This is a genomic window from Streptomyces griseorubiginosus (genome assembly GCF_017614965.1).
GTDB classification, from domain to species: domain Bacteria; phylum Actinomycetota; class Actinomycetes; order Streptomycetales; family Streptomycetaceae; genus Streptomyces; species Streptomyces griseorubiginosus_B.
In genome coordinates this window covers 1-7,270 of the sequence record NZ_WVUG01000386.1, presented here as the reverse complement: position 1 = coordinate 7,270, position 7,270 = coordinate 1, and the positions used below count along the sequence as shown (strand labels likewise).

The 7,270-nt window shown below is 66.3% G+C and carries 8 protein-coding genes and 1 pseudogene; 5 read left to right on the top strand and 4 right to left on the bottom strand.

What is annotated here, in order from left to right:
* Nucleotides 1–707, top strand: a 707-nt coding sequence (locus tag GRC12_RS39750) for a hypothetical protein (protein ID WP_208785327.1), incomplete at its 5' end; no start/stop codon positions are given.
* A 99-nt stretch (nucleotides 708–806) separates the two neighbouring features.
* Here GRC12_RS39750 and GRC12_RS39745 read toward each other — a convergent pair.
* From GRC12_RS39745 to GRC12_RS39730, 4 genes are read right to left on the bottom strand one after another with little or no spacing between them, the layout of a single operon-like run.
* Nucleotides 807–989: a DUF397 domain-containing protein gene (locus tag GRC12_RS39745; RefSeq protein ID WP_208785326.1), complete on the bottom strand. Its 183-nt coding sequence runs from the start codon at nucleotides 987–989 to the stop codon at nucleotides 807–809.
* Nucleotides 990–1,000: 11 nt separating this feature from the next.
* A complete protein-coding gene (locus GRC12_RS39740; protein WP_208785325.1) occupies nucleotides 1,001–1,855 on the bottom strand; it encodes a helix-turn-helix domain-containing protein in 855 nt (284 codons plus the stop codon).
* Between the two features lie 6 nt (nucleotides 1,856–1,861).
* The gene (locus GRC12_RS39735; protein WP_244374487.1) at nucleotides 1,862–2,392 is read right to left on the bottom strand and encodes a DUF6879 family protein; all 531 of its coding nucleotides are present in this window, start codon (nucleotides 2,390–2,392) and stop codon (nucleotides 1,862–1,864) included.
* The gene (locus GRC12_RS39730) at nucleotides 2,346–2,765 is read right to left on the bottom strand and encodes a hypothetical protein (RefSeq protein WP_208785323.1); all 420 of its coding nucleotides are present in this window, start codon (nucleotides 2,763–2,765) and stop codon (nucleotides 2,346–2,348) included. The genes GRC12_RS39735 and GRC12_RS39730 overlap by 47 nt, the downstream gene beginning before the upstream one ends.
* Nucleotides 2,766–3,068: 303 nt before the next feature.
* Between GRC12_RS39730 and GRC12_RS47010 the strand changes: the two genes are divergently transcribed.
* The 4 genes and pseudogenes from GRC12_RS47010 to GRC12_RS39710 form a co-directional block, all read left to right on the top strand.
* Nucleotides 3,069–3,722 (top strand): ATP-binding protein, encoded by a 654-nt coding sequence (locus GRC12_RS47010; protein ID WP_208785322.1) that lies wholly within the window; start codon nucleotides 3,069–3,071, stop codon nucleotides 3,720–3,722.
* Entirely contained in the window at nucleotides 3,707–4,774 is a 1,068-nt protein-coding gene (locus GRC12_RS39720) for a hypothetical protein (protein WP_208785321.1), read from the top strand. The genes GRC12_RS47010 and GRC12_RS39720 overlap by 16 nt, the downstream gene beginning before the upstream one ends.
* A 98-nt stretch (nucleotides 4,775–4,872) precedes the next feature.
* Nucleotides 4,873–6,390: an amino acid permease gene (locus GRC12_RS39715; protein WP_308286736.1), complete on the top strand. Its 1,518-nt coding sequence runs from the start codon at nucleotides 4,873–4,875 to the stop codon at nucleotides 6,388–6,390.
* Nucleotides 6,390–7,270, top strand: a pseudogene (locus GRC12_RS39710) (glutamine synthetase family protein); the annotation flags it as partial. The gene GRC12_RS39715 and the pseudogene GRC12_RS39710, both read left to right, overlap by 1 nt.

The window sequence follows — 7,270 nt, the reverse complement described above, 5'->3', positions numbered from 1 at the left end:
CCCGCACGCTGCACCCCAACGCGCCAGACAGCGACAGCGACCAGCCCCACTCTCGTCCCGACACGACAACCCCCGCCACCCAGGGCGAAGAACAAAACAACCGCCAACAGACCGAGAACGCGACGTCAAACCCGCGCAATCCGCACCAACACGCCCCGACTTCACGCTCCCACGCACACGGCACACCGCCAACCCGCCCCGGCATCACACCAGCAGCAAAAGCAGACCGGAGTCCCCGGGTGAAGGCCGCCGCCGATCCCGCGAGCGACACCACTGAGCCACCCGGCCTCACCACCGTCGACCGCTACTACCTCGCCTGGACCACCTACCAAACTCACCACGGCACCGAACCCACCGGCCAACAACTCTCCACATACTTGGCCGCACACGGCCTGCACGGACGCAACCAACAACCGATCAGCCCTGCAAACCTCCGACGGTATTTTCTCCCCTGGCGCATCTACGACCTATGGACCAAACACCGCAAAGAAACCCCAGCCCCCTCCCCCAGCGACATAGCCCGAGAATGCGCCGCCCACGGCATCACCGCCCAATACAACAAACCCATCACCCCCCAACACATCACCAAACTCTCCACCGACTTCGAACGACGCTGGCAAGCCCTCACCCGGCACCACACAAACGACTGCCCCGGACACCTTTCACTACCAGCCCAACCCCCGGCTCTGACCAGGCCTCATCTCTGACCCGTCTGCGCAGCAGCGAGCCGGAAGAATTAGAGGCACCCTGGGCGCGCGCTGGCACAGCGGGACAACACCGTCAGTCGTGAGTGGCAGCCGGTGCGGTTAATGCCGTGCCGCGTACCTGACGAACACCACCCATGCCTCCCGCCGGATTGTCACGCTTCCGAGCTCGCGCGCCTTGGTATCGCGGACCAGCACGACGGGTGGATCACTATCGGATATTTCAACACATGTCTCGGAACCCGTGTAGGAGCTGGTACGCCAGTTCAAGTCTTCTTGATGCATGGTGAGGTTTCCTAGTCGTCCGGCATCTGATCAAAATGGTGAATGGCGGTGAAAATGAGGTCTCGAACAGCGGTGCCGTAGACGGCCGACTGCCTCAAGAGGGCGAATGCCTTGGTATACAGTTCGACTTCGCGGGGCTGGGTGACAGAAAATTCGGCCGAGTACGTCTCAACGAGCACGAGCCGGTCGTCGAACATTGAGAATGCGTTGCCGGGCCATATGGATGTTCGTGCGGACTTGGGGACGATGCCGACGCTGAGGCGGGGAAGCCTCATCACCGCCAGGAGGCGGTCAAGCTGTCCCTTCATCACTTCAGGTCCGCCGAAGTTGGTGTATAGCGCCTGCTCGCCGAGCAGAACGTTGAAGATGCGATCGCCTTGATACAGATACTGCTGGCGCTCAAGCCGCTTCGCCACGGCGGCTTCGGCATCGTTGGGGATCTCGTAGTAGCTGACGCCCTGTGCGAAGACCTCAGCCGCATACTGAGCAGTCTGCAGGGTGCCCCAGATCAGCGTGGGGTGCCAGACGCGGAAGACCTTTGTCTTGGCGTATACCGGTATCGCTTTGCGTTGCCGCTTTTCGACGCCGGTCTGAAGTTGCCGACGCCACTCAAGCCACAGCTCGTCGACGTGGCGGACGATCGCGACCAGGTCTCCCAACTGCTCCACCTGACCGGTTGTTTCACACCACACACGGATGTCGTTCTCGCTGGGGCGCTGCTTGCCGTTCTCGATCCGGGAGACCTTTGACTCCTGCCATGAGGTGGCTCGCGCGAATGCCCGGCCGCTGAGGAAGCCGGCGTCCTTGCGGAAGCCGCGCAGCCGGGCACCCAACGCCTGTAGTGCTTCGTCTACTTGCGTGCTCACGGTCGGTCAGGGCTTGTACTCGGAGTGAGGGATGGCGACGGCCCATAGGACGTCCCGCAGACGCACACATTCGGCCACCGTGGCCGGGTCTTCGACGATCTCCGATCCGAGTACTCTGCCCTGGGAGTCGAAGTGGCCCACGGCGAGGAGTCGATCGTCGTACAGCCACCAGTCGTTGCCCGCCAGCGGAAAGATAATGCCCTCTGGCAGCCGGTGCCGGGGAAGCCAGCGGATCTCTTCACCTGCCTCGTGATTGAGGGCGGTGGTGGCGTGCTCCCACTGGATGTAGGGGGTGTGCGGCTCTGTGATGACCCTGATACGCCGGACCGACTTCCCTTCCCCGGTGACACGCCTGATGAGCTGTGTCCACGGCTCCATATAGGAGTAGTCGACGCTCTCGCCGCGCAGCCAGCTCGCAAATGGGCTGTCCTCGTCCGGAACGGAGTAGTCGTCCCTCAGCTCCAGATGGAATGCGTCCCGTTCGAAGATCTCAAAGAGCTGGTTGCGCTGGGTGCTGGAGATCAGCTTCACACACATCCTCCAGTAGGGCGGTGATCGCGGTCTTGGGAACCTCGACCACGGTCTCGTAGTCCGGAATTTCCATCCGGGCCAGAGCTTCGGGGTCAGTCACCTTGCAGCCCTGGACGACGAACGTACCGCCCGGCGTGAGGATCATGATCGGATCTTCGACACGCTTGATCTCTCCGACTGGCAGGCCGTCCTTCGTGAGGTGCTCGAACAACTCCGTGGGTACCTCCACCGCCGTCTCCCCCTCGGAAATCTCAAGCTGCATCAGCAGGTCGTTCGCGAAGACCTTCCATCCTTGGACGAGGTAGGTGTCCCGGTCGGTGGCGTACAGGGTCGGACAGTCCCCGACCGTGGAGTTCTTGCCAAGAAACCGTAGCTTCATGCTCGTTCTCCTGTCTGCTGCCTTGCTCAGGTTTGCACGACTCCACGATGGTCTGGTCGGTATCTGAGGCCGTCAACCGGCTTGCTGCAAACTCGCGCAATCTGCTTGGGACTTGCAGGGCTGTGACTCTACGGTCGAAAGCGAACCTCAGCAACCAAGGCCGTCGCCGCGCCTTGCAGCGTCAAAGGGAAGGCGCCGCGTTCGCCCTGAGGGTCGACGCTTCGGCCCAGTTCCGCCGCACCTCCTCTGCGCGGACAACAGCCAGACCGTTCTGCAAGGCAAAGCCACCCCGGAGGACGCACTGTGAACCCCCACCTCACCACCGACGCCTGGGGCGTCGTATGGGGAGTGCTGACCGCTTCACGCCCAGCATCTTCGGACAGACCCTTTCCGGCCACCGCTCTGCCGCGCTATGAACAGCGTCTGTCGGCATCCTGGATCCTGCCCGGCCGCTCCTTGCACACACCGCGAGCGGCCCGCGCACACCTGATCGGCACCTGCCGCACCTGGCACGTCCCTCGCGAGGTCACCGACAGTCTTGCGCTCATCACCAGCGAACTCACCACGAACGCCGTCGTGCACGCACACGGCGAAGAGATCACGCTCTCACTGATGCTGTCCGCACACCACGCATGGGTAACCGTCAGCGACCAAGGCCGGCCCCGCTCCCCCATCGACCACTCGACGGCAACCGAGGACGCTGAGAGCGGGCGCGGGCTATGCCTGGTTGATGCCCTGGCCAGTCACTGGCAGGCAACCACCTGCCCCGGCGGCACCCGTGTGTGGGCCTGCCTTGCCCTGCCCCGCCGGGTCCCGGCAACGGCAGCCCACTATGCCGCCCCGGCCACTGCCGGCGACCGCGCTGAGCGCCCTCACCCGGACGACGACCCCCCGCACCCACAGCAGTCCAAGCCCACCACGCCAACCCTGCGGATGACCCGATGCCCAAACCGTTAGCGAGCCGCACCAACCCCACGGTCCTCGGCCTCAACGCCATCGGCCCTACCGGCCTGATAGTCAGCCCGGTCGGCCCCGACACCGATCTGCGTGCCGCGCTGGAGGATCTGAAGATGGGCCGGTACCTCTCCGCCCGTGACCTGCTGGCCCGCACCGGCCCCAACTGGGCTTTACGCACCATCCGCAGCCAGCTCCTGGCGGCCGGCGCGGGCGAGCCGGGCGTCTTCAAGACCTGGCGCGATGAGGAACCCAACAGCCCGGATGCCGCCATGATGTGGGGCCGCGTCCTCACCCGTGCCGCGCTCGCCGCGCATCGCGGCAACCAGAGCCAGCAGGTGGTGGCACGAGCCGCCGGCCTGGCCCGGCAGGCCCTCTACCAGGCCAGGGCCCTGTGGTCGGCATGCCCCGTGCCGTGGGTGGATCTGCTCAAGTTGACCCGGCTTCCCTTTGCCCCGCACCACTTCGACCCCCACGCCCACGAGCGGGGGATGCCGTGGGATGCGTTGAAAGATCCGGCGATGCATCACCGGGGTCCCTGGCCGCTCCTCGCAGAGATCAACCAGCGTCACCCCGGAAACCGGGAAGGCCATCACCGCATGCGGGAGTGGTTCCACACCCGCTCACGTGAGCCCGGGGCCGCCATGAACTTTTCGTGCTGGCTTGCGGCGATGGGCACGCCGTTCAATCCTCAGTTGCAGGTGATGCCGCTGTACGCGCTCATGGACATCTACCGGCAGCGGCACGGTGATGGCCGGGGCGGTGCCCTGCAGTTCTGGCAGACCGCCCAGGTGGCGCATTACGCGCGCAAGGCGTACGACGACTGGTTCGCCGACATCCCTCCGGTCGAGTACCCGTGGCAGCCGCTGTCGGACCTCAGCCACCTCGCGCACGCCCTGGTGGCCTGCGGCGAGAACGATCGCGCCGCGTACGTGTTTAGGGCGATGGGCCCCCACGTCACGCCGCAGCCGTGGCGGGACATCAACGCCAGCCTCGGCCGCTCCGCCGACTGGAGGGAGGAGTTACTCCGCATCCGTGCATCCGTCCTGCGCTAGCCAGGGCGTCTCGATGCGCTGCCGGGCCCCGCCGGCCCAGCGTGATCAACGCCCCTGAACTGTCCCCGTACCCTCTCCCCCCTTTTCGAAGGATTACTGTGTCTCACACAAGAGCCGGCACGGTTGACCCCGCGAGCTCGGACGATGCTTTCCTTGCACAGCTCGGCATCAAGCCCGAACTGTCCCGCAAGATGGGCGCCTTCGGGAACTTCGCGATCAGCTTCTCGGTCATCTGCATCCTGGCCGGCGGCATGAGCCTGTTCGGGTTCGGCCTGGGCCACGGCGGCCCTGTGGTCATGCTCGGCAGCTGGGCCGTCATCGGCTTCCTGACGCTGCTGGTCGGGCTGTCCCTCGCCGATGTCGTATCCGCCTACCCGACCTCCGGCGGCCCCTACTTCATGGCCGACAAGCTCGGCGGACGCCGCTGGGGCTGGGTGACCGGCTGGCTGAACCTGCTCGGCCTGCTCGGTGCGATCGCGGGCATCGACTACGGCGCTGCCGCCTTCGCCGGCGCGTTCGCGCAGATGCAGTGGAACATCGCGCCCACGGACGGCACCACCATGCTCATCTTCGGGTGCATCCTGCTCCTGCACGGCCTGCTCAACTCCGCCGGGGTACGCCTGGTCACCGTGCTGAACTCGATCTCGGTGTGGTGGCAGCTGGCCGGTGTCGCCGTCATCGTCGGTGCGCTGACCATCGCCCCGGCCCAGCACCAGTCACCGAGCTTCGTGTTCACCCACTTCCACAACGACACCGGCTTCTCCCACCCCTTCTATGTGGCCTTGGTGGGCTCGTTGTTGGCGGGTTACACGTTCTGCGGTTACGACGCCTCCGCACACGTGGCGGAGGAGACCACGGACGCCCAGATGTCGGCGCCGCGCGGCATCGTGCGCTCCATCTGGGTGTCCTGGGCGGCAGGGTTCGTGCTGCTGGCCGGGCTGCTGTTCGCTATGCAGGACTACACGGGTACGCAGAACACGGAGACGGGTGTGCCGCCCGCGCAGATCTTCCTCGACGTCCTCGGTGCATCCGGCGCGAAGGCGCTGCTCCTGGTCGTGATTGTGGCGATGCTGTTCTGCGGCAACGCCGAGGTCGCCGCCGCCAGCCGCATGGTCTACGCCTTCTCCCGCAGCCGGGCCCTGCCAGGCTGGCAGAGCTGGCGGATCGTCAACGACCGCACCAAGACGCCCACCCGTGCGGTGTGGGCCGTCATCGTCGTGCCGTTCGTCCTCGCCCTTCCGGCCCTGTGGTCTGCGGCCGCCTACGGCGCGATCACCGCGATCAACGCGGTCGGCATGACCCCGGCGTATGGCATCCCGGTCTTCCTCGCCCTGCGCAAGGGCCGCGCCTACCAGCCGGGCCGGTGGACTCTGGGCCGCTGGCGCCGCCCGATCGGATACGTCGCGGCCGCCTACGTCGCGGTCATCACCCTGGTGTTCTGCCTGCCACAGTCCACCCCCATCACCGCGCAGTCCTTCAACTACGCCGGCGTCACCCTGCTCGTGGCGCTGCTGCTGGCCTGGGCCACCTGGATCACCCGCGGCAAACGCGCCTACCAACTCACCGCCGCAAGCGCCGCCCAGCCCGGCGAAGCCCTCCTCAGCGAAGGTTTCTGATGACCGCCACCACCAACCCCACCGCCGAGCCGTGGCCCACCGGACCAGTCAACCGCACCGCGCTGCGGCGGCTGCTCAAGGACCGGGCCGTCACCACCATCATGCTGGCCGTGCCCGACCTGCACGGCCGACTCATGGGCAAAATCTTCAACGCCTCGGTCTTCCTCGAGCGGATGACCGGCGGAGCGGAGATGTGCTCCTACATCCTGGCCACCGACATCGACATGACACCCCTGGACACGTTCGACTCCACCGGCTGGGACCAGGGCTTCGGAGACGTCCTCGTCATCCCCGACCTGGACCAGGTCCGCATGCTGCCGCACCGGCCGGGCACCGCCCTCGTCTTCGGCACACCGCTGCATGACGACGGCAGCCCGGTCGAGGTGGCACCCCGCCAGGTGCTGGCCACGCACCTCGCACGCCTGCGCCACCTCGGCTACGAGATGAAGGCCGGCGTCGAGGCCGAGTTCGTCCTCTACAAAGACGGGCCCGACGGCCGCGCCCCGGCCTGGACAGCGAACCTGGACTACGCCCTGCAGCATCCCCCCGAGATCAGTGACTTCTTCCACCAGCTGGGCGAGGCGCTGACCGACGCCGGGATCGGCTACGAAGCCTTCAAGACCGAGGGAGCGCCCGGCCAGTGCGAAGTGACGTTCGCCTACGGCGACGCCCTCGCCGCCGTAGATCACTACACCGTCTTTCGGCACATCACCGCTCAGGTCGCCGCCCGGTGCGGCACCACACCGGTGTTCATGGCCACCCCCCAGACCGGCGTCGCAAGCGGCCTGCACCTACACCTGTCCCTGTGGCGCGAGCACACACCGGCCTTCGCCCACCGCCGCGGCCAACAACCACCACCCGCCCTGGCACAGGCCATCGC